Genomic DNA, 24523 nt, shown 5'->3' on the forward strand with positions numbered 1-24523 from the left:
AAGAGTTTAATATTAATGTTGAATTACAAACAACAAAGCAGTGATCCCAATTTTCGGGATGCACTGCTTTGTTGTTTGTAGATTTTCTACGCATTTATAATTAGCTCGATAACTTCTTACCATTCCGTAAATCAAAATCAGCAAAATCCTGAACCCTTTCGATTTTACCAACCAAGAAAATGTAGGACATTGCTCCTGCAAAGGTTATACAAGCAATAAAGGTAAGTGCAGGAGCAAAATCACCGCTCTTTGACAATCGGTATAATAATTGATGCTGTACCATCAATGAAATTGAAGATACCTCCAGCAATCCCAATCAGCCTTTTTGGGGCAAGCAATGAAACAAACACCCAGGGGATTGAAGCGAAACCGTCTCCAAAAAAGGCGATACACATGAATAAAATAACTAGATTAGTATTGTCAACGAAATTCGCTCCAATGATTGAAGTGGAAAGCAATAATCCTGATATTACCGGAACTGTATCTGAACAACATTGTGGAATAAGATCATCGTTTTATAAAAACGGATCCGTTCCATGTGGGGATTGAAATCGTTTCGAACAGCGATTATATTTTGTGTGGTATCGAAGCTATGCATAGGGTTAAAAAAAACCAACCTCATCAACGGGCAAAGTCTGCCCAAAATGAGGTTGGATTCATTCATAAGTTATTTTTGCACCAGAACCTTCTAAAATCCCAACAAACTTTAACTATATTAACCAGTATCCGGTTACATTCAAAATGCTTGCATTATTCATTATCTTTATTATAAAATACTTGTATACAAGTGTACTTGAACTCTATTAGAAGGTGAATTTATGGCTGAATCAAAGGAGTTTCTATATCCTGTAAAATGGCTTTCAAAAGCTTCAGCTGGTGATCGCGTAACATCCGAGCTTAGAATGCGTATTATTTCGGGGATGATTGAAAGCGGTGCCATCCTATCTGAAAATAAAATAGCTGCCGATTTCGGTGTAAGCCGCTCACCAGTTCGTGAAGCGTTAAAAATATTGGCCTCTGAAAATATCATCCGATTGGAAAGAATGGGTGCGGTTGTCATTGGTTTAACAGAAAAAAAATATGCAGAAATTTATGATGTGCGTATACTCATCGAAACGTTTGTATTCGAACGTCTAGTAAAGATGGAAACGAATGAATTAGTGATGGAACTTAGTAAAATACTGGAAATGATGAAAATTTCCATAAAATACCGAGATGCTGATGAGTTTTCCTATCAGGATGTCCTATTCCACGAAACGATCATTCGGTCCATCGATCATTCCTACATCCTGATGATCTGGGATAATTTAAAACCTGTGATGGAAAGTTTGATTCTTCTATCCATGCGCAGTCGTTTTAAAGAAAAGTATGAAGACTTTACACGGATCATAAATAATCATCAACTTTATATTGATGCGATCAGAACAAAAAATCGGGACCTCATGATTAAGTCGTTACATGAAAACTTTGATGATGTTCAAGGGAAAGTTGAAGACTTATGGATGGCCCAACAGATGCTTTCAAAAGGAGTCGAACAAGAAAATGACTAGCTATATGTTAGGTGTAGACATCGGTACAACAAGTACAAAAGCTGTATTATTCACTAAAAAAGGCGATGTCATCCAGCAAGAGAATATTGGTTATCCTCTTTACACACCGGATATGACAACAGCGGAACAGGACCCTGAAGAGATTTTTCAGGCCGTTTTGAAAGCCTTTACAAATATAACGAAACAGCATTCAGATAAACAGATATCTTTTATTTCATTTAGCAGTGCGATGCATAGTGTTATAGCCATGGATGAAAATGACCAGCCGCTGACCCGTTGTATCACTTGGGCAGATAATCGCAGTGAAGCTTGGGCCCATAAAATAAAAGATGAATTAGATGGGCATGAAGTTTACAAACGGACCGGAACACCGATACACCCAATGTCACCATTATCCAAAATCACCTGGATCGTGAATGATCACCCAGAGATCGCAACCAATGTTAAAAAGTACATCGGGATTAAAGAATATATCTTTAAAAAGTTATTTGATCAATATGTTGTCGATTATTCCCTTGCTTCATCGATGGGCATGATGAATCTCAAAAATTTGGATTGGGATGAGGAAGCCCTAAGAATTGCCGGAATAACGCGTGGGCAATTATCTGAACTCGTACCAACAACAAAGGTCTTTAACAACTGTGACCCGAATTTAGCCAAACAGATTGGGATTGATCCACAAACCCCCTTTGTCATTGGGGCAAGTGATGGTGTCCTTTCAAACCTAGGTGTAAACGCTATCCGGAAAGGCGAAATCGCTGTCACGATTGGGACAAGCGGTGCGATTCGGACGATTATTGACGAGCCGAAAACAGACGAAAAAGGAAGAATCTTTTGCTATGCCCTAACGGAAAAGCATTGGGTGATTGGCGGGCCGGTAAACAATGGCGGGATGGTCCTTCGCTGGATTCGCGATGAGTTTGCTTCTTCCGAGGTAGAAACGGCTAAAAGACTCGGAATCGACGCTTATGAAGTCTTGACCAAGATTGCCGAACGTGTAAGACCAGGCGCTGATGGATTGTTATTCCATCCATATCTTGCAGGTGAACGTGCACCATTATGGAATCCGGACGTAAGGGGTTCATTTTTCGGATTAACACTCTCGCATAAGAAAGAACATATGATTCGAGCGGCTCTAGAAGGAGTCATTTACAATTTATATACAGTATTTTTAGCCTTAACCGAATGTATGGACGGTCCCGTGACCCGAATTCAAGCTACGGGAGGCTTCGCAAGGTCGGCTGTTTGGCGGCAAATGATGTCCGATATTTTCGAATCGGAAGTCGTGGTTCCAGAAAGCTACGAAAGTTCGTGCCTGGGTGCTTGTATATTGGGGTTATATGCCACCGGGGAAATTGATTCCTTCGAAGTCGTTTCTGAAATGATAGGCAATACCCACAAGCACACACCGAAAGATGATTCTGTAAAAGAATATAGGCAACTACTGCCGATTTTCATTAACCTATCAAGGGGATTGGAAAACGAATATACACAGATTGCGAATTATCAAAGAAACTTAATAAATGCTACAAAGTAAAGACATGGAGGAATTACAATGCCATTAGTTATTGTCGCTTTAGGAATTGTCGCTTTATTAATTTTAATAATGGGCTTAAAATTAAACACCTTTATTTCCTTGATCATTGTATCGTTTGGAGTGGCTTTAGCACTTGGGATGCCACTTGATGGAATTGTCAAAACCATTGAAGCTGGATTAGGCGGGACACTTGGTCACTTAGCGTTAATCTTTGGACTTGGAGCGATGTTGGGTAAGTTGATCGCAGATTCAGGCGGCGCGCAGCGCATTGCCATGACCCTTGTTAAAAAATTCGGTGAAAAGAATATTCAATGGGCAGTTGTGGCAGCATCATTTATTATCGGTGTCGCATTGTTTTTTGAAGTGGGATTAGTATTATTAATTCCAATCGTATTTGCAATTTCAAGGGAATTGAAAGTTTCGATATTGTATCTTGGTATTCCAATGGTTGCAGCATTATCGGTAACACACGGTTTCTTACCGCCGCACCCAGGACCAACCGTTATCGCTGGTGAATATGGTGCTGACATTGGTCAGGTTTTACTTTACGGCTTCATTATTGCGGTTCCAACCGTTATTTTAGCTGGACCAGTATTTACGAAGATAGCTAAAAGATTAGTACCTGAATCATTTACGAAAACAGGCAGCATTGCTTCTTTAGGAGAACAAAAATCATTTAAACTTGAAGAAACACCTGGATTTGGGATCAGTGTATTTACTGCTTTACTTCCGGTTATATTAATGTCAATTGCTACGATTATCACTTTGATGCAAAAAACAATGGGATTTGAAGATAATGGTCTACTAGCAGCTATCCGTTTTATTGGTGAGGCCGGTACTTCCATGTTGCTTTCCTTATTATTTGCGGTCTATTCAATGGGATTAGCAAGAAAGATTCCAATGAAAGATATTATGGAATCTTGTACATCAGCAATCTTGCATATCGGAATGATGCTTTTAATCATAGGGGGCGGAGGAGCCTTCAAGCAAGTATTGATCGACGGCGGTGTAGGTGACTATGTAGCTGAATTGTTTAAAGGAACATCATTATCACCAATCTTGCTTGCCTGGATCATCGCGGCAATCCTGCGTATTTCCTTAGGATCTGCTACCGTTGCTGCCTTAACGACAGCTGGTTTAGTAATTCCGATGTTAGGTCAGACGGACGTTAACCTTGCTCTAGTTGTGCTTGCTACAGGAGCGGGAAGTTTAATTGCTTCACACGTTAACGATGCTGGTTTCTGGATGTTTAAAGAGTATTTTGGTTTAAGCATGAAAGAAACATTTGCAACGTGGACCTTGCTTGAGACGATCATTTCAGTAGCTGGATTAGGATTTATTCTATTACTAAGCTTATTTGTATAAGCCTTTCCTGGCAGTAAATCCCCCACTATGGCAGGGATTTACTGCCTATTATTCTTACATAGAAGGAGCAGAAATAAATGTACAATACAATTGGTGTCATTGGTTTAGGGGTAATGGGCAGTAATATCGCTTTAAATATGGCTAGTAAAGGGGAACGAGTAGCTGTCTATAACTACACAAGAGATTTAACGGATCAGCTTGTAGCTGAATTGGATAGTCAGTCGCTCCATCCGTATTACGAAATCCAAGACTTTGTTCAGTCACTTGAAACTCCAAGAAAGGTTTTTCTAATGGTGACTGCGGGTAAGCCGATCGACTCGGTGATCAATTCATTGCTTCCTCATCTTGAATCAGGCGATATAATCATGGACGGCGGTAACTCCCATTACGAAGATACTGAACGCAGATATGATGAATTGAAATCTAAAGGAATCAGTTATTTGGGAATTGGTATTTCTGGTGGAGAAGTCGGGGCATTAAAGGGACCTTCAATCATGCCGGGTGGAGATAAAGACGCCTATGAAAAAGTAGCTCCGATTCTGACAAAAATCGCAGCACAAGTAAATGATGATCCTTGCTGTACCTATATCGGTCCAAAAGGAGCAGGTCATTTTGTAAAAATGGTACATAACGGGATTGAGTATGCAGATATGCAATTAATCGCCGAAGCCTATACATTTTTAAGAGAAAAGTTGCATTTGGAAGTTCATGAAATTGCTGACATCTTTGAAACATGGAATCAAGGCGAACTGAAAAGTTATTTAATCGAAATCACTGCTGAAATTTTAAGGAAAAAAGATGAAGTAACCGGCTTACCCTTGATCGATGTGATTCTTGATAAAGCAGGACAAAAAGGTACAGGCAAATGGACCAGCATGCAAGCTATTGATAACGGAATACCAGCATCGATTATTACTGAGTCTTTGTTTGCTCGCTACATTTCCGCTTTAAAAGAAGAACGGGTTAATGCAGAAAATATTCTAACAGGCCCTGAGAACGATCAGCAAAAATTAGATAAAAATGAGTGGATTGACTATATTAGACAGGCATTATATATGGGAAAAGTTTGTGCATACGCGCAAGGTTTTACTCAATATAAAATGACTTCCGAACTTTACGGCTGGGATTTGCCTTTAAAGGATATTGCGCTGATTTTCCGTGGTGGCTGCATCATTCGTGCAGAATTTTTAAACGTCATTAGCGAAGCCTATCAAGAGCAGCCGAATCTGGCTAATTTATTAATCTCACCATATTTTGCCGAAAAGGTTACGGATTACCAGGTAGGATTGCGAAAGGTTGTCTGTGAGGGAATAAATTCCGGTATCTCGTTTCCATGTTTAAGCGCTTCACTCACTTATTACGATAGTTATCGAAAAGGCATCTCAAATGCTAACCTTTTGCAAGCACAACGTGATTATTTTGGTGCACATACTTATGAACGACGTGATTTGGCAGGAGTCTTTCACACAAACTGGCAGTGATGGAAAGTGACAAAGACACAGTCGTTTTTCAATAACCGTTCATGAATCTGAGACAGGTACTTTACTTCAATAAGAGAGTTGCTTTGGCAGCTCTTTTTCTTATGTAACAAAAGTGGGTCTATCTATATATTAAAACAAAGTTATTGGAGGGGGTGTGCGAGACTCCTGCGGGAAAAGCGTGTCCAAGGGAGACCCCGCAGGCAGTAATTAAAGAGGAGGAAATTTTAGTTATGGCATTTTAATTGGTGCATTCAATTGATAATAATCCCTATATGATCGATAAGATACAATTTTTTTATCCTGATAATGTCCATCCAACTGCAAAATTTTAGATTTATTGGTTTCTAAATAATAATTATACCCTTCTGTTTCTAAAATATAGAAGGCATAGGAAATTCCAAGCATTTGTTTCTTGGTGACTTTTGCATCAGGGTGATGTTGTATAAAATCAGCCAATTGTTGTACAGATGTTGATGGAATGTCTGCGATATTAAATAATGTTTCCTTAATATTAGTCTTTACTTTATTCAAAGTAGTTTTTGCTTTATGTTTGATTTTGTTGGAACGCCTTGTCATAAATATCACTCCTACTCTGATTATAGTTAAAAGATTTATTATGTTATTTCCAATCAGCAAACGGAGTAAACACAAATTTGAACCCTGGGAGAACTTCTACTAAAAGAGAAAAAGTCTTGGTGTGAAAGATAATGTTTTTTGGTAGGTTTAATACTCAGTATAAGTGGTATATAAAGGATATCGGTTTATAGCAGTTTATTCCCCCTGCTACCTTAATTATGTTAGGGGTTCTTTACGAAAGTGTATCGTTTCATGAATAAGTCGATAAGTAGCACATATTCTTCTTTTGATTATTACCAATTATTTTCAAATAATAAAGGAGTGATATATCATGAGGCAAATGTGTATTTACTGTTTTAAATGGGCTGACATAGATACGATGACACCAATTTTTGAGCAAGGTAGGGAGTTCGTCAATTATTATTGCGAAGATTGTGTTACTGATGTTATGGATAATTTGTTTAAGCTCCCATACAAACATGGTCGTTCCTATTCCGATGTATGCGAACAATCAAGAACCCACTAGCATCAAGCAAAGCCTTTTAAAAGTTAAGCGATTGCTCATAGGCCATCTCAAAAGAGAAGGGCTTTTTTTGTTCGGATTTGTCCTCTTCCTAATAATATTGCATTTACTTACTTTATTTAAATATGAATGGGAGCATGTGTATCATCGCTCAAATCCCTTAATATAGGGGGGACGGGGATTCAGGAATGAGTGCTCACCTAACATGTGAATATCTTTAAAGTTGAAGGCCTCCCACAGTTTACTGAAGGGTGGCCTTTTGTTGGATTTCTTTCAATTCTACTCCTACATTAAAGAACTGCCTGGGTGAAAAGAAATGTTACCGTCACTTTTAAAAACAATGTAACTGCAAGTAATTCCTCACGTAATTTTTATCCAGTAATCAGTAGGTTTAACCCTAGTTATTTCAACCCACTTAAACAATATGATCATACCGAATATTATTAAGTGGTACTTATGAGGCATTATATCGGAGTGAGGAAAAATTAAATAGGATGTACATGATTTGATTCTGCAAATTATTGAATTAGATATTAAACAAAATATTCTTGTATACAACAGATGGGTATCTAAATAAAGTTATCGTAATTTGTCTTTAGCTTTTTATTTCTTGTAAGGATTTTATCAAACTAAAAACAGTTAAGAAACTAAAGCATTTAAGGGGAAGATTAACCTGTTAAAGGAATTCTATGTTTGTTATACTCTTGACGCTGATGTTAAGTGGGAGAAAATAAAAAAAGGATTGTGTAGTAAAAAAGAAGATGTTTTACAAGAAGTCCTAAAAAGGATGGAACACTGTGAGTATTTTATTGTAAAAAGTGAAAGTAAGCATCATATTATCAATACATCTTTAATACGTTATATACGTATCTTTGATGGAAAAAAGTAATCTCACTACTGCTTTCTTATAATATAAGTTATGGTTGTATTCTCCTAACAGTCTATCTGGGAGGGGATTTTTCTTTTGAAAAAAAGGGGCAAACCTTTCATGCATATACAGAATAATAAAGCGGAAAGTTGCTAAAAGTGATGTGCAAATAGATTATATCGAACAGTAAATATTGAAGAAGAAAATTTTTATCTGAAAGCGCAGGCGGACTATTTTAAAAAGTCTATATGGGCAGAGAAGGTATATTTGGTACAAAAACAGCAGAGCAAGCTTATGTTGCTATTCATGGTTGGGTAACACTTTGAAAGGAGTGTAAAGATGAATAAAGAACTAGAGGATGATTTTATTGAGGCATTAATGGTTTCCCTTCAAGACGAAAGGGTCATTAAAAAGATAAAAGAAATAGTAGAAGCGGGCTCGTTTAGTCAAATGGGGGTACCTAAGGAGCAACTGAGAGAAAAAGAAAAGGAAATTGCAAAGCTTCAGCAAGAGATTGAGTCGAAAAAAGAGGAAATTAGTGAGTGCCAAATAATGATCCACCAACTAAATGAGAAAATTGAATCCTATTTTAATGAATTGCAAAAGAGAAGAGCAGACTATCGGGAAGCAGAAGAACTTTACGAAGCTGTTCAACAATTATCAGAAACGACTAAAAATTCCTTGAAAGGAATCTTCAAGGGCGGCTCAGTGCAGGAATTTATTGTCTGTGGTGTGCAATATGAAAACATTTCATCTTTGTGGGATTTTATAAAAAACGAGATTATGGAAGGGAGGGAGCAGGAAAGAGGGATTTTGCGTGCCCTTTTTCAGTATTTCTTTCAAGAATACAGTAAAACATACGATACTCCTTTATATAAATTACAGGAAGTGAAAATGAATGAGGTCTTCAGAGAAGACTTGTACATAAGAGCCCTCAATAGCAAAATATCCGGGAACATTACGGACATCCTGCTGCCAGGATATATGAGCATTAATGGTAAAACCATTAAAAAATCCGTTGTGAGAATCTAGCAGGCGAAAAAGAGAATGATAATAAAGGAGAAATAACAATGACATCGATTATTATCCCAGAGATTGAAGAAGGCATTGAAAAAATCCTTCTTATGCAATGGTATAAACAGCCGGGCGATTATATTACGGTGGGCGAAAGCTTAGCCAAATTCAGCTGTGAGGGGATCGAATTTGACCTTTTTTCAGAAAAGGAAGGTACCCTTAAAGAATTGAATGTAGCGGAGGACACTATAGTCAAGATTGGTGATCTGATATGTTATTTGGATTCTGGTGAAGCTCTTTCAGAAGAATTATTAATAGAAGTTGAAAAACAAGAAATGATAGAAGATAAAGAGCCCCTTGAGAACGTAACAAGTTTAGCTGAAAAAAATAACATAGACAGTTCTATATACTTAATGAATAAGAACGAAGAGCAGGTTCAATTATCACCTGATTCCCAAACCGTTCCGGTCTCTACCATTTCAATGACTTATAAAGAAGTGAGATCTTTAATCAGCCATTTATATCAGAGTGCAGAAGAAACCTTTTTTAAAGATGAAGCGAGCTTCTTTCAAGACATTAAAAAGATGCTCCGTTCCAGATGGGTTTACATGAATAACGGGAATGTTATATATGATCACAACATTGCAGCTTTATTTCCTTATAGAAAATACTATGAATTAATGGACGAAGATTTTGACTACAAAGAGCATCTGGACGTTTCCGGTTTTAAAGGTGATGCCATGACTCGGGAAGAAGCTGCCAAAAGTTTCAATACAACCGATCACCCTATATATAAGAAAATAATAGCTTTAGATGATTACTCCACGAGTAAAAATCCTTCCATTTCAAGGATATTTGCCAATCAAACGGCTAACTCTTCTAAATCAATAGCGTTTAAATTCAACGGGTACGACATTCAAAGTTTCGATGTAGTAAATCAAAAAAATAATTTGCTAGGTAAAGGATTTTTCGTTCCTGTTTTCCGTTTAAATGGGGAAAATGCCTTTGGAATCAATGATCAAATGGCTCTCCATCTCTGGCTGGAAAATCGATTGGTACCAAGTGGATTAAGCGCAGAACGCCAGAAGGAGTATGATTATTTGCTGGCATTGTATCAATTAAAGGGTTTAGATCATGAAAGTTTTCTAAAAGAATTGCCATCAATCGCTATCGATTCCAAGACGTTTTATGAGAAGCTTTTAAACTCTGAAAAAGTAAGAGCTGATATTGATACATATGATGAAAAGATGCTAACAGATCCAAACCGAGGACATTGGGATTTATGGCCTGTCCTCTCTGATGAAAAACCTTTAACGATAAAACTGAATGAAGAAATAATGGCCAGAAACCCTAAAATGGATATTAGGGAGGACGGCATAGTTGGCATTGATTTTGGAACGAAAAGTACAGTGGTAGTTCATCAAGAGAAAAGTGATTTTACTCTTCCCATGCGTATTGGGGTTGGCTACCTTAACACGGAGGTACAAGACTGGCATTATGAAAATCCAACCGTGATTGAATTTATTGATTTAGAACATTTCCTGGAGCTTTATCAAGAAAAGGAAGGAAGACCAGATACAAGGTGGCAGGATGTGACGGTTTCCCACAATGCTCTTAACAATTTGATGAATGGAAAGAGTGACCATTATTATTCCATATTGAATAATCTAAAGCAGTGGGCTGGAGAAAAGAAAAACGAACTCCGATTAAAAGACAAGAGGGGATATGCCGTTGTACTGCGTTCCTTTCTGGATTTAACCGATCAGGACATCAACCCGATTGAGTTATACGCTTACTACCTCGGTTTGTATATCAATAACCAGAACAATGGGATATACCTGGACTACACCTTATCTTTCCCGGTGACGTATGAAAAAGAGGTAAGAGAAAAAATTCTAAAGTGTTTTGAGCGTGGGTTAAAAAAGACGCTTCCTATGCCGATTCAGCAGGATGAAGAATTAATGAAAAAGTTTCGTGTCACCGCTGGGGCGAGCGAACCTGCTGCTTATGCCGTTTGTGCGTTACAGGAATACGGGTTTGAACCGGAAGAGGATGAAAGAACGTACTATGGTGTGTTTGATTTTGGTGGAGGAACGACAGATTTTGATTTTGGTATTTGGCGTGAAGCAGGCCTGAAAGAAAGCAGATATGATTATGTCATTGAGCATTTTGCTGCGGGCGGGGACCGTTATTTAGGTGGAGAGAACATGCTAGAGCTTTTGGCGTTCCAAGTGTTTAAAAACAACCAAAGAACAATGCGTGAGCTAAATATTCCTTTTACTCTCCCAGCAGAATGTGTGAAGTTTCCCGGAAGTGAAACGCTGATTAATGAGTCACAAGAATCCTATTTAAATACGAAACAATTGGTAGAAAAATTAAGGCCGCTTTGGGAAAGACATGAACGGTATGAAGAACAGTTTGGAAAAGGAATGATTCGGGCAGACTTGTTTGACAAAGCCGGCCACGCAAAACTCAATGTGGAACTTTTGATTGATCAAGATGAAATGGAACAACTGATTGAGGAAAGAATTGAAAAAGGCATTAAAAATTTCTTTGAGTCATTAAGGCGCGCTTTTGCCCGATTGGAACCCAGTAATATTAAGAAAGTCAATATACTGCTTGCGGGTAATTCAAGTAAATCCCCGGTCGTTATGAATTTATTTAATAAATGGATTGAAAGGGAAGTACAGAACACTCAAAACTGGGGAGAAGTGTCTGATAATCTTTTTGAGATTCTCCCACCGCTGGGGACGGAAGGCGCTTATTTAAAGCAACAAGAGAGAAACAGAGTGGTTAACCGAGATATTTTAACAGCCCCTACAGGAAAAACAGGCGTTGCCTTTGGACTTGTACAAAGTAGAAAAGGCGGAAGTATAAAAGTTATTGACCGCGATATGGTCAATGGTGAATCAAAGTTCAAGTATTTTCTTGGCATCGGGAGAAAAGGGAAATTAAAAACAGTGATTGATCAAGAAGAAGAGTATAACAAATGGCATCTTTTCATTGATGCGTCAGAAGAAGATTTTGAAATTTATTACACAAGCCTGCCGGAAGCTAGTACCAACCAGCTTGATATTAAGCAGGCACAGAGGAAAAAACTTAGAATTGAGCATGTAGATGATTCAGCTTTTGTTTATATTCGAACCATAAGCCCGACTGTTATTGAATATGTTGTTGCAGACGAAGGCACGATTATAAATGGGGTTTATTTATCTGAAATTACTAAAGTGGAATTAAACTAATTTTCCGATTGGAAAGGGATAATTCAGTTGTATGGGCATTTGTGGGTTTGATTGATTCAAATGAATATATCAAGAGCCGGTTTTGATAAATAAATTTAGGATATGAATAGATAAAGAAGTTATGTTTTAATTGAGTGGTATAAATGGAAGATGTCCCACTTGGTCCATCGGTTAAGGTTTTATGTAAGAAGGGCCATGAGTGGAAAATACCTCACTTTAAGAAGGCCTCCCACAATTTACTGTGGGAGGCTTTTTCATGCTCATCGTTATTTGTATTTCCATGGGCACCGTTTAATCGCTTCCCTGGTATTTTAAAATGTTAAAAAAAGTTTTCACTTTCAACATTTAATGCTAAAAGCTCTTATGTGTTTATCCTGAGGGTTCACTTCTTTAATCCTCCTGATGTTCCATAATCTTTAATCGTTAATTTAATATTGTAGTTGATCAGGGTTTCACTGAATGTTTGGTCCCAATCCTTTTTGACCTTCTGCCAAACTTTAGGTTTCTCAATTCTCAATCGATTTCCGAAGCCAGCAACGTCCACTTGGTATTCTTTTTGCATTTTTTCTACTACACTTCTCACTAAGCGTTCCACTTCTTTTTCAGAGGATTTTTCTGCTTTTTTTAGAAACTCATTTTTAAAAGTATTTCCCAGATCCACCCAAGTTTCAGATAGCCTTCCCTCTGATTCAATGTTTACATCAAAAGAGATGTTGTTTCCATTAACTCGAGGTATAATAGTGCTTTTCATGGACTCTATCTCATACACAATAAGCTGACCAGTTTCTTCATCAAAGCTTTTCACTACACCGCCTTTTCCCTTACCTGTAATCCATGTTACGCCCTCCAGTTCTTCCTCATTCAAAGTACCAGTCATTTTGTGTGTCTTTCCATCGATCACGGCAGCTCCCGCAAATTTGACTTCCCCATTCACTGATAGTACATTTTGCAACAGAAAACTAGATTCTGATTTGATCTTACTTTCTATTTTAATAAGCGGCATAGGAGGCAAAATTCTCGCTGTTCGATAGGCATTTTCCACAATGCCAACCAGACGAAACGCTGGGATTTCGCCTGCTGTCTTTGTTTCCAGTGTGTTGCTTGCTCTTCCTTTACTGATGAGCACAAGACAGCTTGGTCTAAAATCATTATCACGAAGATTAAGATCAAGTAATTGTTCCAAACCATACGACTTTGAAAGCTCTTCACTGATAACAATCACTTTCATATGGTGAGCGGTTAAGGGCTGTTCACTTCTCAATGATAATTCACGAGTCATTTGAAGGACGGAATCCCCCGTTTGAGAAACATTAACATAAGCTTTTTTTTGTGGTCCGGCTTGTTTCGTTGTTGAACTTGCTACTTGTGGAGTGATAATTTGATAGGTTGAAGTTATCAGGTCTTTTCTCAAATATCCTTCTCCTTGTTCATTTAACTCTTTATCAATGAAGGTCTTCTTGCCTTTATCAAATGCCAAACCTATTCCTAAACTTTGCTCTTCAATTTCATGACTGCTCCAACATCCTGTAAGAAATAAGAGCAAAAGAAAGGAAAGGGAAACGAAGAGAGGCCGGATATTTTTATGTGTTTGCTTCATATTTTCCCCCCTTTACTCTTGAGATAATAAGCAGGAGGAGCGGGAGTAAACCAAATAAGAACAGTGCGACATTGCCGAGGAAATCTCCAATTTTAAAGAGGTCATTGATATTCTTCGGAACCATTGCAATGATGTAGAGAATTGGAAGCAACCCAAACATAAATGGGTGAATGCTCTTTTTTGAAAGTTGAGCCAGCCCTAAAGCAGCCGAATAAAATGTTATGGTGAATGTGGAAAAAATTTGCATGATCCAAACCACGAGCAAAAAAGATTCAAACCGTTCAAAGATCAAACCGGAGATTTCAAAACTTCGAATAAGATCAAGTGTCGGCCATGTTCTCGTGACCACTCCATCAATAGATAATGCCCCGATAACCATTACGACCGTTATCACGTAAAAAATCAATGGAATGGAAACTCCAACAAGAACGGCTTTTACTGCTTTTTTTGGCTGATTCATAAACGGAAGAAGCAGTAACATGATTTCAGGCCCTGTAAAAGCGAGAGCCGTTGTTTTTACTCCTTTAAGTACAGGGATAACTCCTTCTCCTAATACCGGACGCAGATTATCGATCTCAAATATTTTAATACTCATAAAGGCAACCACCAAAAAAAGGATAACTGTCAAAGGTAAAATAATTTCAAAAAGACGGGCAATCGGGTTAATGCCGCCGATGATCAGATAGAGACCCACCCACATAAACATCATAATAATTGCCCATGTAGGGGTACCTTCCAGAAGCAAATACTTTACAACCTCCGCCATTGAACGGAGCTGAAACCCGGAAGTCATAAGAAAATAACAGATTATAACTAAACTGAGTAACCCACCCACCCATATTCCGACAATATCATTGATGTATTGATAAAAGGTTTTTTCGGGAAACTGTTGGCTTAATTTGACCATGATCACCCCCGCGATTATGGCGATACCCCCGCCAAAAATAACGCTTATCCATACATCTGGTGTATGTACCTTCTCTGTAGATGATCTGGGTAGGGTGAGTAATCCTGTGCCGAGTATGAAGTTGATGACGATGACAGCTGCTTGAGGAGTTGTAATTTTGTCTTTCGGACTGAGAATCATTCTTTAACCACCCTTTCATCAATAGGTTATCCTTTACGTATGGGGTTTTTGGTATGCATCATCTTTGGACGGCGTTTCATCATCATAAGTGGCATGCGAACAATCAAGTCTTTCCACTCACTTAAGCGATAAGGAACGGCTGGACTCATATAAGGCACACCAAAGCTTTTTAATTTCACTAAATGGCTGGTCATGAAAAGAAAAAAGAGAATGACCCCGTATAATCCAAATGTGGCAGCACAAATCATAGCTGGAAAACGCAGAATCCGTAATGTAATCCCAATACTATAGTGCGGAATAGAAAATGATGAAATAGCGGTTAACGCTACTACAATGACCAAAACAGGGCTAACAATCCCTGCCTGTACAGCAGCTTCCCCAATGATTAGACCGCCGACAATTCCCATTGCGGGACCGATTGGCTTAGGCAATCGCAGTCCTGCTTCCCTCAATATTTCGATGGATATTTCCATAAATAATGCTTCGATAAGTGCCGGAAACGGAACCCCAGACCTGGTTCCTATAATGGAGATGGCCAGTTTGGTCGGAATCAACCCTGAATGAAATGAGATGAAAGCTATATATAAAGACGGTGTAAAAAGAGCTAGAAGAACTGTGAGATAACGAAGCATACGGATGAATGTGCCAGGGATCCATCTTTCATAATAATCTTCTGGTGATTGCAACATCATGCTTAAGGTAACCGGAACGATCAAAGCGAATGGCGTCCCATCTAATAAGATGGCCACTCGCCCTTCCATCAAAGCTGCCATCACGCGATCGGGACGCTCTGTATTCTGTACCTGCGGAAAAGGGCTAAGGTAATTATCTTCGATAAGTTGCTCTACATAACCTGATTCCGGCACATTATCAATATCGATCTTCTTAATTCGGTTTTCTACCTCTTGAACTAATTCGGGATCAACAATATCTTTTATGTAAGCGACCACCAAGTCTTTTTTTGAACGCTTTCCTACTTGGAATTTTACTAACGATAAATTCTCGATTTCACCACTACCCCTTAAAAAAGAGGTATTATCACTCAATGACTCAGTGAAACCGACCCGTGGACCCCTGACTAATGCCTCGGATACCGGCTCTTCGATCGTCCTTGTTTTAAGTTTTGTAGTTCCAAGGATCAGCGCATCCATTGATCCATCAATTAAAAGAGCGGTAGAACCTGTTAGTACTTTAGATGCTAACTCTTTAATGGAACGTACTGCTTCTACTTCACTAATAGATAATACTTCATTTTTTATGAATTCTTTTGAAATGCTTCCTTTGGTGTAAGGAAGCTCCTGTTTATATTCTGCTGAAAAATCAACCATCAATGATGTCATAATATGTTTATCAATGAGATCTTTATCCGATAGTCCATCCGCAAAAATGATAACTGACCGTATACCGGTACGCCCTAGATTAAATTCCCGAAAATGCACATCCCAATTATGGCCAATTTCTTGCTTAACACATTCAAGATTGGAATTAAAATTATCTGTTAACTGACACGTTGCATCTTGGGAGGTAGTTGCTTCTTGTTTGTCTTTATCAGTACCTTTTCCTTTTTTACCAAACTTCCACTCTTTCATCATCATCACTCATCCTTTGAGGTACGAAGCCAATTAAACAATTTGCTGATTGAATACGGTATAAAAAACACAATAAAAGCTTGTATAAAAACCTGCCATTCTGGAAGGTAGGAAACAATCGTTTTCCACATTTTCATCCCCCTATACTTGTCTCAGATAGCAGCTAAAAATCTGTGAAATTCCTTTATTTCTCAAATAGTATTAATATTTTCTGTGTTTCTTATGCAATGAAGTTAAAATCCATTACCCGTTTTACATCACCTTATACTTAGTATTAGCTATGTAGAAAAAGTGATTTTGAACATAGTGGAGGAGAGAAGGAGGAGAAATCGATTCTGGTACTTATCCGAATGATCATGGTGAGATTTAATGAACATGAATCGTGAACAATTTATTGGAATGTATTAGTGAAGTTTTTAGAAAGTAAAAAAGAGGGTGTTTTTTTATCAGTGCTTTTACTGGGCATTTTAATTAATGATTTTAATAATCGGATTTTCCTCGTTGAAATTGAGAAGATTTATGCTCAAGATTTGAAATGTAATTTTAAAAATATAAATATCAAATTGAAATGATGTTCAAAATCATATATACTGAAAATTGAGAATTATTGGTAAATGTTAGCTAACTTTGGGAAATATCCGCATTTATCAACTTAAGAATAAGATACCCAATCGCTACCCGGAACGGAAAAGGATACACGATGATCGCTTTATAGGATTGTGATGCCTGGTTAAAAAATAGAACGGAATGAATGAGAAGATTATCTTTCGATATGGGTCAAAAGGCAAATTTGTTCCTTAGTTACTAAAGTGCGATTTTAAAGGGGTGGAAAATGATGAATATATGGACAAGCTGCACACTTAGTTCAATTCTGGCTCTTTCCTTACTAGCACCATCCGTGTCTTTCGCTAATGAAAATCCAAATCTTGAAGCCGCTTTTAGTAAGGAAACTGCCAGCCAGTATCCCATGTTAAAGAAAGCAAAAAAACCTGAAGAAGCGGGCTTTTCGTCTGAAAAGCTGGAAAAGGTGGATCAGCTTATTGAAATGGAGGTGGCTGCCGGTTTCCCTGGTGCTGCCCTGATTGTCATAAAGGACGGAAAAATCGTTAAAAATGAAAGCTACGGGTACAAACAGAAATATAATGAACATACACCTCTTAAGAAGTTTCGGAAAATGGAAAATGAAACGTTATTTGACCTTGCTTCAAACACGAAGATGTATGCAACCAATTTTGCCATTCAGAAATTGGTCAGCGAAGGCAAGTTAAATATCCAGGCAAGAGTCCAGCAATACATTCCTGAATTCAAAGACACAAAGGAGGATGTGATCAAAGGAAAGGATAATCTGAGGATTATTGATGTTCTCCATCATACAGCAGGGTTTAGACCTGATCCGCAATATCATAATCCAAAGGTTTCGAAAGAACTCTACTCTCAGGAACGGGATAAAACCATCGAGTTCATTTCCAAAACACCGCTCACATATGTACCCGGAACACAGAATGTATACAGTGATGTCGATTATATGCTGCTTGGCGCCATTGTTGAAGAAATAACGGGTAAGCGGCTTGACACCTATGTTGAAAATGAATTGTACAAGCCGCTTGGTTTGAAAAATACAAAGTTCAATCCTCTTCAAAAGGGCTTTAAGCCAATGGATTTTGCTGCAACTGAATTGCTTGGTAACACCCGGGACGGCGTGATAGATTTCCCTAACATTCGCACATACACACTTCAAGGGGAAGTACATGATGAAAAAGCCTTTTATTCGATGGGGGGCGTTTCAGGGCATGCAGGTCTTTTCTCGAATACGGAAGATATGGCCGTCCTCCTGCAGGTGATGCTGAATGGCGGGGGATACGGTAAACATATGTTGTTTAATCAAGAAACCATCGATGAATTCGTCGCACCTTCCGCGATGAATCCGACATATGGACTTGGGTGGAGACGAAATGGCGATGCTAGCATGGAGTGGATGTTCAGCCCTTATGCGAGCGACAGTGCCTACGGTCATACTGGATGGACTGGGACGGTAACGATCATTGATCCGGAGATGGATTTAGGAATTGTTTTACTTACTAATAAAAAGCACTCTCCGCTCGTTAACCCTGTAGCCAATTCCAATCAGTTTTTTGGCGACCTCTTCAAAACAGGAAGCTATGGAAGTGTTGTGACTGCGATTTATGAAGCATTGGAAACGAATGAATGAATATCACCAAAAAGTTGAAGACCTCCCATTAGTTCATGTTGGGAGGTCTTTTTTCTTGTAATCGATTATGGCAGAATGTCTGACCGCTGTTGGTTTCCGAGCTGAAATTATACAGTTTGGGCAAGAATCAGATTTTTATATGCTCCGTCTTGATGGAGCAAGTTATCATGGGCACCTTGTTCGATGATTTCCCCATTTTGTACAACGATGATGCGATCGGCATGTTTAATTGTCGCTAATCTATGTGCAATGACAAGTGTAGTCCGATTTATCGAGAGTCGTTCCAATGCTTTCTGAACTGCTTTTTCGGTCTCGGTGTCTAGTGCGGAAGTGGCTTCATCGAGTATTAATATCGGTGGATTCTTTAGGAATATACGGGCAATCGAGACACGCTGCTTTTGCCCACCTGATAATTTCACTCCACGTTCTCCAATCAACGTATCCAAGCCTTCGGGCAATTGTTCGATCAAGTCATTTAATTGAGCATCTTCGATGGCTTGGGTCAATTGGGCTTCGGTTGCCTCGGTATTGCCGTACATGATGTTATCCCGAATCGTTCCATCAAATAAAAAGACATCTTGTTGTACGATGCCGATATGTTTTCTTAATGAAGTCAATTTGTATTCCCTGATATCGATGCCATCAATTTGAATACTTCCTGACTGGATATCGTAGAAGCGGGGCAGCAAACTGCATAATGTTGTTTTACCGCCGCCTGAAGCACCTACCAATGCAATCGTGTTACCTGCCGTTACGGAAAATGAGATATCCTTCAGTATCGTTCTGTCCGCTTCATAGCCAAAAGAAACATTTTCAAAAACTACATTACCTTTTACATGATCAACTTCGATCGCATCCTTGACATCATGAATATCTGGAAACATATCAACCAATTCCAGGTATCTTTTGAACCCTGCATAACCCTTTGGCAAGGTTTCCAAAATCGAGCTGATTTGTTTGATTGGTGCTATGAAGATATTGGATAGCATGATGAATGCCACGAATTCCCCATAAGTCATTTTTCCATGGATGACATACCATGCTCCGCAGCCTAACACGGTTAAGGCGACTAATTTCATAAGTATGAAGTTCATGGATGTACTCCACGCCATAATTTTATAAGCAAGTAGCTTTGTTAGGCGAAATTCTGAGTTGCTGCGATTGAATAACTGAATTTCATGAGCTTCTTTAGTGAAGGATTGGACAACGCGGATGCCACTAATATTATTTTCGATACGGGCATTATAATTCGCGATATCACCAAACATCATTTTGAAAGCCCTTGTCATTTTACGGCTGAAATAAACGGATAAGATTATTAAAAAAGGAACGACGGTAAATACGATAATGGCTAATTGCCAATTAATTTGAAACATGACAAAGAAGGCGCCAAAAATGGTCATGAACGCTATAAATAAATCCTCTGGACCATGGTGTGCGATTTCCCCGATATCCATTAAATCATTCGTCATCCTGGATACTAAATGTCCTGTTTTATTATTATCAAAAAATTTAAAGGATTGCTTTTGAAGCTTGGAGAATAGATTTTCCCTAAGATCCGTTTCGATATTTATACCAAGTTTATGTCCGTAGTAAGAAACGATGAAGTTTAATAGAGTACTTAATAAGTAGATGGAAAGAAGCACTATGCAAGCAATAATTATGTATTTCCAATTGTTAGATGGTAATAAGTCATCTATTATTCGGTTTACTGCCAGAGGGAAGACCAATTCTAAAACGGCAATTAAAACTGCACATGAAAAATCAATAATGAATAGCCTTTTATAAGGTTTATAATAATTTAAGAAACGCTTGATAACAGTCAACATGATATAACCTCATTTTTCCTTGATTTCATTATACATGAATCGAAATAGGTCCCCTTATGGGGGAAACAGGCAGAGGCCATCACTGTCTGTGATGGCCTCGTTTATTATTTCACTAAACTTTTTAAAACATTATCAATGATTTGTTCATTAGCGATTGCACCAGTGTATAACCAGCTTTCATCAGCAGAAAACTCATGAACATTTCCGGATTTTACAGCAGGAATGCTTTTCCATAAAGACTCATTCAAGGCTTCAGAGCCAGTGGCTTCATCACTATTGATCAAGAATAGGTGATCGGCATCCATTTCCACTAACTTCTCTAGAGAGATGGCGCTCCAGTTTCCTGTTGCACTAGCGGATATTTCCTTTACGACAGCCGGAACTTTCAAGCCTAAATCATCATACATGACAGCTCCGCTGGATAGGTTGTCGCTTACCACAAAGAATTTACCGCCGACTAGCCAAACGGCTGCCACGGAAGGATTATCCGTTTCTTTTTTTAAGGTTTCTTTCGCCTTTACAACTTTAGCATCATACTTTTCTAAAGCCTTCTTAGCGGCTTCTTCCTTCCCAAATACTTCTCCAACGCGCTTCAATTCATCACGCCAGTCATTGTTTACCTCGGTTCCGATTACATATGTAGGGGCGATTTTATTATATTGCTCATACTTTCCACCTTCAACCATGCTCGCAGAGTCCATGATGATTAAGTCCGGTTCCATTTTTTGAACAGCTTCAAAAGGGAGGTCATGTGGAATGGTAGGAATTCCATCAAGTTCGTCTTGTAAATACCCCTGTATACTTGCCCCATCTTTCACACTCCATTGAGCGACAGGCTTTATCCCAAGAGCGACAAGATTATCCTCAAGATATGTAGCGATGACACGTTTCGGATTAGCTGGGACAACTACCTTGTTCCCCATTGCATCCGTTAAGGTTCTTGTTTTGGCTTCTGCTTGTTGGTCTTTAGCTGAAGTTTGATCTGTTTTATTTGTAGAAGATTGACTATCCGTCGCTTCTTCGTCACCGCAGGCAGCTAAGGAAAGGGCTAATAATCCAGCGCCCATCGCCTGTAACATTTTTTTTGTGCTCAACACTTTATACATTTGAATCCTCCTAAAGATATGATAAAATATACCGTGGATGATAATGATTATCGATTTCAATTTCAATTAATTTAATTATAGAAACCACTCATTGTCAATCGTTATTTTGGGCATTTTCACTATAAAGAGAGTAGTTGTTAAGATGAATTCAAAAACAAAGATAGATAAGATACCGCAAAATACATATAAAAATAGATTAGTAAGTTTGATAATAATGATAGTAGGTATTGGCTTATTGCTCATTTCGGTCGTGGCTTCGATTAACTTTGGGGCTGCCGATTTAAGTTATCGTGATGTTTACAACGCATTATTTCAATTCGATGAAGATAATCCGGCACATACGATCATTCGGCAATTAAGGTTTCCACGTGCAGTCGCCGCTATATGTGTAGGAGCTGCTTTAGCCGTTTCCGGAGCGATCATGCAGGGAATGACAAGAAATCCATTGGCATCACCTTCGATAATGGGTGTAACGGCGGGTTCTTCATTCCTAATTGCAATTGCTCTCGTGGTTATACCAGGTATAACTTACCTTGGTTTAATGATGTTCTCTTTTGTAGGTGCAGGTTTAGGGGCAGCATTGGTTTTCGGGATTACATCGTTTTCGAGAGGCGGCATTACACCTGTAAAGCTCGCGTTGGCCGGCTCGGCCATTACCTCCTTGCTTAGCTCACTTTCTACGGCAGTCGGGATTAAATTCAATATTTCAAAGGACATAAGCTATTGGTTTGCTGGGGGAGTTTCAAGTGTGCAGCCGCAGCATGTTTTATTTACGCTGCCATTTATATTGGCCGGGCTATTGTTAGCTTTAGCCCTTTCGCGTTCTATTTCCATTCTCAGCCTAGGTGAAGAAGTGGCAAAGGGACTTGGACAAAATACAGGCATAGTGAAACTAATGGGAACGATTGTAGTATTGTTGCTGACGGGAGCTGCAGTATCAATAGCGGGAATGATAGGATTCATAGGTTTGGTCATTCCCCATATTACAAGGTTTCTGATAGGTAATGATTATCGGCTGATCATTCCATGTTCGGCAATTTTGGGTGGGGTGCTATTGATTGTGTCCGATATCGTCGGACGCATGGTGAATGCCCCATTCGAGACACCTGTTGGAGCCATAACAGCCATTATCGGTGTCCCCTTTTTCCTTTATTTAGCACGTAAAGAAGGGAGGGGATTATGATGAAGCATTCGGCCCCAAAAGAGGGATTGTATAAAAAACTGCTTTTCATAACTAGCGTTTTAACCGTTATTGTATTTTTCATTAGTATTAATGCGGGCTATATTAAGATTCCATTGACTGATGTCATGACGACATTATTAGGAAACGGCACTGCTCAAAATGAGTTGACGATTTTCGAATTTCGTTTACCAAGAATTGTTCTGGCAATTCTAGTTGGAATGGGGATTGCCATTTCAGGTGCCATTCTACAGGGCATTTCTCAAAATCCCCTAGCTGACCCGGGCATACTGGGCATCAACGCAGGTGCAGGATTCACAGTTGTACTTTATATGTTCTTCTTCCAAAGCACTGCATTTTTCAAGGGGGGGGCATCGGTATTCATCATGCCTTTCACTGCTTTATTGGGTTCTTTTCTTGCCGCTTTTTTAATTTATGTATTATCTTGGAAAAAAGGGCGGGTGACGCCCGCGAGACTATTATTGGTAGGCATAGGAATAAATGCAGCATTCGGTGCGGGTCTGATGATCTTCCAGATGAAAATGGAGCCGAACAATTTCATGAAGGCACTAATCTGGTTATCTGGGACGATCTGGGGGACAAATTGGACCTTTGTATGGGCGTTGTTACCGTGGTTGGTCGTGCTAATTCCTTTATCGATTTATAAATCAAAGGTATTGGATGTCTTGCGCTTAGGCGACTCGATTGCGATTGGAGTAGGTGTACAGGTAGAAAAAGAACGCAGGCTATTATTGATGATTTCAGTCGCATTGGCTGGTGTATGCGTTTCGGTTGGCGGAGGCATTACGTTTTTAGGTCTGATCGCACCGCATATAGCCAGGAGATTAGTGGGGGCAAGACATGCAAAACTATTACCACTCACTGCAATCTTAGGTTCCTTATTGCTGTTATCCGCCGATACTTTAGGAAGAGTCATCATGGCCCCAATGGAATTGCCAGTGGGGATCATCGTTTCGATTTTAGGAGCGCCGTATTTTATCTACTTGCTCTTGAAAAACATTTAGAATATATGGGAAGTACATAAAAGTTTCAGAAAAAAAAAAGCCCATTTTCCAGGACATTAATGAGAATGGGCTTTTTTGCATTCATAGGTTTTCAAAGAGTATTGATGTGAGCTGTACGGATAGAAAGCGGCATTGGGGAGTGATGAATTATCCCCTAAAAGATTTATTTTAAAAAAATATATTGACTGAACAGCTTGTATCCGCTTACAATAATATTTAGTTATTAGTGTATTTAGAAAATTGTAAAAGAGGTACTTGCATGACAAAGGAATTCGACAGAAGAATCGGGCGCCATGCAATCATGTACGCGTTTGCGGACGAAGAGGAAGAAGTCATATTGACGAATGATCTAAAGCGGATGGATTGGCTTTATGGAAAAGGTAAAGTCGGTTCAATGGAGCTGCAGAAAATAGTTGCGGCCATTGAGACATCAGCGAAAAGACTTGGATTAGTTAATCCCGATATGTATCGTGAAATGCATGCGCTGTATCATGCGATCATCGAAGCACTCCAAGGAGTGACACGCGGCCAAGTCGAGCTTGGCGGCCTTTTGAGGACTGCGGGCCTTCGGTTTGCAATCGTTCGGGGCAGGCCGTTTAAAAGCAGGGACGAAGGTGAATGGATTGCTGTCGCCGTGTATGGAACGATTGGAGCACCGGTTCGGGGATTTGAACATGAAGCCGTTGGCTTGGGAATTAACCACATTTAAATAATTAAAAGCCTATAGTTATTTAGTGAAATAGGG

General features: G+C 38.9%; 17 protein-coding genes and 1 pseudogene. 11 read left to right on the forward strand and 7 right to left on the reverse strand.

Annotated elements, in window-relative coordinates; translation table 11 throughout:
- Positions 1 to 100: 100 nt before the first annotated feature.
- Positions 101 to 310 carry a hypothetical protein gene (locus MKY17_RS01845; protein WP_185150941.1) on the reverse strand — a complete coding sequence of 70 codons (210 nt, stop codon included), beginning with the start codon at positions 308 to 310 and terminating at the stop codon, positions 101 to 103.
- 171 nt (positions 311 to 481) lie between these two features.
- On the opposite strand from MKY17_RS01845, the pseudogene MKY17_RS01850 reads away from it, so the two are divergent.
- From MKY17_RS01850 to gnd, 5 genes and pseudogenes are all read left to right on the forward strand, one after another.
- Positions 482 to 673 (forward strand): annotated as a pseudogene (locus MKY17_RS01850) (DDE-type integrase/transposase/recombinase); the annotation flags it as partial.
- A 145-nt stretch (positions 674 to 818) separates the two neighbouring features.
- Complete coding sequence (locus MKY17_RS01855) at positions 819 to 1550, forward strand: GntR family transcriptional regulator (protein ID WP_098373501.1); 732 nt, start codon at positions 819 to 821, stop codon at positions 1548 to 1550.
- Positions 1543 to 3087 carry a gluconokinase gene (gntK, locus tag MKY17_RS01860; protein WP_098373502.1) on the forward strand — a complete coding sequence of 515 codons (1545 nt, stop codon included), beginning with the start codon at positions 1543 to 1545 and terminating at the stop codon, positions 3085 to 3087. The genes MKY17_RS01855 and gntK overlap by 8 nt, the downstream gene beginning before the upstream one ends.
- Before the next feature lie 18 nt (positions 3088 to 3105).
- The gene (locus MKY17_RS01865) at positions 3106 to 4452 is read left to right on the forward strand and encodes a GntP family permease (RefSeq protein ID WP_076372451.1); all 1347 of its coding nucleotides are present in this window, start codon (positions 3106 to 3108) and stop codon (positions 4450 to 4452) included.
- A gap of 77 nt (positions 4453 to 4529) precedes the next feature.
- Complete coding sequence (gene gnd / locus MKY17_RS01870) at positions 4530 to 5933, forward strand: decarboxylating NADP(+)-dependent phosphogluconate dehydrogenase (protein WP_098373503.1); 1404 nt, start codon at positions 4530 to 4532, stop codon at positions 5931 to 5933.
- 228 nt (positions 5934 to 6161) lie between these two features.
- Here gnd and MKY17_RS01875 read toward each other — a convergent pair whose 3' ends face one another.
- Positions 6162 to 6509 (reverse strand): hypothetical protein, encoded by a 348-nt coding sequence (locus tag MKY17_RS01875; protein WP_098373504.1) that lies wholly within the window; start codon positions 6507 to 6509, stop codon positions 6162 to 6164.
- 1730 nt (positions 6510 to 8239) lie between these two features.
- Here MKY17_RS01875 and MKY17_RS01880 point away from each other — a divergent pair.
- Entirely contained in the window at positions 8240 to 8932 is a 693-nt protein-coding gene (locus MKY17_RS01880; protein ID WP_098373506.1) for a hypothetical protein, read from the forward strand.
- A gap of 38 nt (positions 8933 to 8970) precedes the next feature.
- Positions 8971 to 12156 carry a biotin/lipoyl-containing protein gene (locus tag MKY17_RS01885; RefSeq protein WP_098373507.1) on the forward strand — a complete coding sequence of 1062 codons (3186 nt, stop codon included), beginning with the start codon at positions 8971 to 8973 and terminating at the stop codon, positions 12154 to 12156.
- Between the two features lie 382 nt (positions 12157 to 12538).
- Here MKY17_RS01885 and MKY17_RS01890 read toward each other — a convergent pair whose 3' ends face one another.
- Genes MKY17_RS01890 through MKY17_RS01900 form a run of 3 tightly spaced genes read right to left on the reverse strand, consistent with a single transcriptional unit; the run spans position 12539 to position 16435 of the window.
- Complete coding sequence (locus MKY17_RS01890; protein ID WP_098373508.1) at positions 12539 to 13753, reverse strand: Ger(x)C family spore germination protein; 1215 nt, start codon at positions 13751 to 13753, stop codon at positions 12539 to 12541.
- Positions 13737 to 14840 (reverse strand): spore germination protein, encoded by a 1104-nt coding sequence (locus MKY17_RS01895; protein WP_098373509.1) that lies wholly within the window; start codon positions 14838 to 14840, stop codon positions 13737 to 13739. The genes MKY17_RS01890 and MKY17_RS01895 overlap by 17 nt, the downstream gene beginning before the upstream one ends.
- A gap of 26 nt (positions 14841 to 14866) precedes the next feature.
- Entirely contained in the window at positions 14867 to 16435 is a 1569-nt protein-coding gene (locus MKY17_RS01900; protein ID WP_098373510.1) for a spore germination protein, read from the reverse strand.
- An 829-nt stretch (positions 16436 to 17264) separates the two neighbouring features.
- Between MKY17_RS01900 and pbp4b the strand changes: the two genes are divergently transcribed.
- A complete protein-coding gene (gene pbp4b, locus MKY17_RS01905) occupies positions 17265 to 18638 on the forward strand; it encodes a penicillin binding protein PBP4B (protein ID WP_098373547.1) in 1374 nt (457 codons plus the stop codon).
- Between the two features lie 107 nt (positions 18639 to 18745).
- Here pbp4b and MKY17_RS01910 read toward each other — a convergent pair whose 3' ends face one another.
- Both MKY17_RS01910 and MKY17_RS01915 read right to left on the reverse strand, forming a co-directional pair.
- Positions 18746 to 20467 carry an ABC transporter ATP-binding protein gene (locus tag MKY17_RS01910; protein ID WP_098373512.1) on the reverse strand — a complete coding sequence of 574 codons (1722 nt, stop codon included), beginning with the start codon at positions 20465 to 20467 and terminating at the stop codon, positions 18746 to 18748.
- Positions 20468 to 20571: 104 nt separating this feature from the next.
- Entirely contained in the window at positions 20572 to 21573 is a 1002-nt protein-coding gene (locus MKY17_RS01915) for an ABC transporter substrate-binding protein (protein ID WP_098373513.1), read from the reverse strand.
- 214 nt (positions 21574 to 21787) lie between these two features.
- Here MKY17_RS01915 and MKY17_RS01920 point away from each other — a divergent pair, with 214 nt between their 5' ends.
- The 3 genes from MKY17_RS01920 to hutP all read left to right on the forward strand — a co-directional run bounded on the left by MKY17_RS01920 (position 21788) and on the right by hutP (position 24487).
- On the forward strand, positions 21788 to 22756 hold the full coding sequence (locus MKY17_RS01920) for an iron ABC transporter permease (RefSeq protein ID WP_286177230.1): 969 nt from the start codon (positions 21788 to 21790) through the stop codon (positions 22754 to 22756).
- Positions 22756 to 23778 (forward strand): iron ABC transporter permease, encoded by a 1023-nt coding sequence (locus tag MKY17_RS01925; RefSeq protein ID WP_098373515.1) that lies wholly within the window; start codon positions 22756 to 22758, stop codon positions 23776 to 23778. The genes MKY17_RS01920 and MKY17_RS01925 overlap by 1 nt, the downstream gene beginning before the upstream one ends.
- A 259-nt stretch (positions 23779 to 24037) precedes the next feature.
- Positions 24038 to 24487, forward strand: coding sequence for a hut operon transcriptional regulator HutP (gene hutP / locus MKY17_RS01930; protein WP_098373516.1), 450 nt, complete (start codon positions 24038 to 24040; stop codon positions 24485 to 24487).
- Positions 24488 to 24523: the final 36 nt, after the last annotated feature.

It is taken from the genome of Peribacillus sp. FSL P2-0133 (assembly GCF_037975445.1).
Lineage (GTDB): Bacteria > Bacillota > Bacilli > Bacillales > DSM-1321 > Peribacillus > Peribacillus simplex_E.

Coding starts and splice junctions, on each gene's coding strand:
- MKY17_RS01855 (WP_098373501.1), top strand. CDS start 819: ATGGCTGAATCAAAGGAGTTTCTATATCCTGTAAAATGGCTTTCAAAA.
- gntK (WP_098373502.1), top strand. CDS start 1,543: ATGACTAGCTATATGTTAGGTGTAGACATCGGTACAACAAGTACAAAA.
- MKY17_RS01865 (WP_076372451.1), top strand. CDS start 3,106: ATGCCATTAGTTATTGTCGCTTTAGGAATTGTCGCTTTATTAATTTTA.
- gnd (WP_098373503.1), top strand. CDS start 4,530: ATGTACAATACAATTGGTGTCATTGGTTTAGGGGTAATGGGCAGTAAT.
- MKY17_RS01875 (WP_098373504.1), bottom strand. CDS start 6,509: ATGACAAGGCGTTCCAACAAAATCAAACATAAAGCAAAAACTACTTTG.
- MKY17_RS01880 (WP_098373506.1), top strand. CDS start 8,240: ATGAATAAAGAACTAGAGGATGATTTTATTGAGGCATTAATGGTTTCC.
- MKY17_RS01885 (WP_098373507.1), top strand. CDS start 8,971: ATGACATCGATTATTATCCCAGAGATTGAAGAAGGCATTGAAAAAATC.
- MKY17_RS01890 (WP_098373508.1), bottom strand. CDS start 13,753: ATGAAGCAAACACATAAAAATATCCGGCCTCTCTTCGTTTCCCTTTCC.
- MKY17_RS01895 (WP_098373509.1), bottom strand. CDS start 14,840: ATGATTCTCAGTCCGAAAGACAAAATTACAACTCCTCAAGCAGCTGTC.
- MKY17_RS01900 (WP_098373510.1), bottom strand. CDS start 16,435: ATGATGATGAAAGAGTGGAAGTTTGGTAAAAAAGGAAAAGGTACTGAT.
- pbp4b (WP_098373547.1), top strand. CDS start 17,265: ATGAATATATGGACAAGCTGCACACTTAGTTCAATTCTGGCTCTTTCC.
- MKY17_RS01910 (WP_098373512.1), bottom strand. CDS start 20,467: ATGTTGACTGTTATCAAGCGTTTCTTAAATTATTATAAACCTTATAAA.
- MKY17_RS01915 (WP_098373513.1), bottom strand. CDS start 21,573: ATGTATAAAGTGTTGAGCACAAAAAAAATGTTACAGGCGATGGGCGCT.
- MKY17_RS01920 (WP_286177230.1), top strand. CDS start 21,788: ATGATAGTAGGTATTGGCTTATTGCTCATTTCGGTCGTGGCTTCGATT.
- MKY17_RS01925 (WP_098373515.1), top strand. CDS start 22,756: ATGAAGCATTCGGCCCCAAAAGAGGGATTGTATAAAAAACTGCTTTTC.
- hutP (WP_098373516.1), top strand. CDS start 24,038: ATGACAAAGGAATTCGACAGAAGAATCGGGCGCCATGCAATCATGTAC.